General features: G+C 35.1%; 1 protein-coding gene. It reads right to left on the reverse strand.

Features of this window, described 5'->3' with window-relative positions:
- Positions 1–591: 591 nt before the first annotated feature.
- Positions 592–1,767: an IS66 family transposase gene (locus ASJ81_RS11790; protein ID WP_095644027.1), complete on the reverse strand. Its 1,176-nt coding sequence runs from the start codon at positions 1,765–1,767 to the stop codon at positions 592–594.
- Between the last annotated feature and the right edge of the window lie 243 nt (positions 1,768–2,010).

Here is a 2,010-nt window from a genome sequence, read left to right on the forward strand (position 1 = left end):
ATTCTCGCGGCGCTAAAAGGAGCGCCGCTAACTATACCCTGAATAGTTACAATTATCTTTCAATAACGTTGACCGAATTTATAGAACCTGGGTCTTTTTAAATAGTTTATAAAAAATAGTAATGTATACAATATACTAAAAGTTGAGTGTTATTCCTCTCCAATTTCTTTTCTAAATTCTATATAATCTCTCTCGACTTCTTCAAGTTCGTGTTCCATAGTTATCCCCTCTTTCTGTGATTTTTCATGCAGATTTTCTTTAATGCAGATTTCTTATCCGTAAATCATGATTGAATCGAGTCTTACAGTACCTACTTTTGTCCAGTATTTGCAAATGGTACAATACTGTGTCTCACCATCTGAGTGCAGTTTCAGACTAGAATGGCATTCTGGACATGTTTTTAGATGTTTCATGAATAAATCCCTCGAATTTTGAAGAAGGATTAGCAACCCATGCAAAATCCTTTATTGAGAAATGATATCCATTCCCCAACTCCAGCATAGAGTAATCGCATAAACTATATTAAATAAATGATATGAAAAATTATATTAAAACAAAAAATGTATCCTCTTCAAATTGAGTGGAAATCTCTCACTTTCCACTCACTGAACTTCTTTCTCTGATTAGTTGAGCTAAAGATGGCATCTCAAATATACTGCTGACTCTATCACATATGTACTGATATGCACTTACATCCAGTTTCTTTGCTGTCTGAACAATCGTCATAAATGTGTCGTTTGCCTTTGTTCCTTCCTCTGTTATAGTTTGAAGGCTGACATCTCTTTTTCTGACCTTTGCTCTTGCTGCCAGTTCCGCTGCATTGTTATGCAGCGGAATCTCTGGCAAACTCAGCACCTTTAACAGGTATTCTTTGTTCTCTTTCGTCTTAGCGATTCTTTCATCCAGCTTTTCATATCCTGTTTTGGTAGAAAACAACTGATCAAACTTAATGGACAATTGCTCCGCTACCTCTGAATCTGGTTTTATTCTAAACTTAGAAAGCTCACCATAAAAGTTCCAGTAACTGTCCAGAAAAGCTTTCAGCTTTTCTCTATGATAAGGAACTATTGGCCTCAATTTCTTGTAGTTTCTACCGTCATGAATCCAGCAAAGAGCATGATGATATGCAATTTGCCTGAATTGACGTGCATCATCACTCAAAAGTGTGGTAACCACAGGTATGTTTGTCATCTGATGATAGGCCGCAATTGCACCGGCTTCAAGAACTTTCTTCTTAGTAGTTTTTCTACCATACAAAAAAATACAATCCAATTTTCGACGCATTTCCTCGTCACTGAATATTTTGTTTTTTAAAGAAGAGAGCTTTTCTATCCATCTTTGGGAAACATTAAACGTTTTCATCAGATCAAATGCTTCAGTATTAAAGCAGTACGTTTTTTCTTTTCCACATAAAAGCACATCTAAAATGGTTTCCCGATTCTTATTTGGAACTGTAAAATAAGCAGCATAATAAGGATTACAAAGAATTTGAGTATAATAATTGACACCATTGACTCTTGCACCTGTATCATCAATCTGCTGATAAGGCGTAGCCTTAAGACCTTCCAGAAAAATCTCAGCTTTCTCCTGATGAAAGATATCAATATCTTTTGTCAAGATTCGAGAGATAGTGGCTTTAGATATATGAACACCAATATTTTTCAGGAATTCATGTATCTTGGGTTCTGAAACATTAGCAACATGATTAAGAGTAATTATCAAAGATTTGATCCCAGGACCAAACTCACCCTTTACGCCTTGTGGCAATTTTCCTGCATATGTTTTATGCTCAGAAGGAGAATAAAAAATCTCTATTCTGTAGTTTGTATTAACAGGCTTTATGTATATATCCTGAATTATTACGTCTCTATAACCTTTAAGATACGCATCACTGGGTAAGTTGGATCTATTAACTTTACATGTTTCAGTTCGATGAACCTCTATTTTATCCAGTTTCAGTACTTCGCTAATTTTTCATTTTGTATAAATGAGGTCATTCGAAACCTATAT

The sequence above is a fragment of the Methanosarcina spelaei genome (genome assembly GCF_002287235.1).
Taxonomy (GTDB): Archaea; Halobacteriota; Methanosarcinia; order Methanosarcinales; family Methanosarcinaceae; genus Methanosarcina; species Methanosarcina spelaei.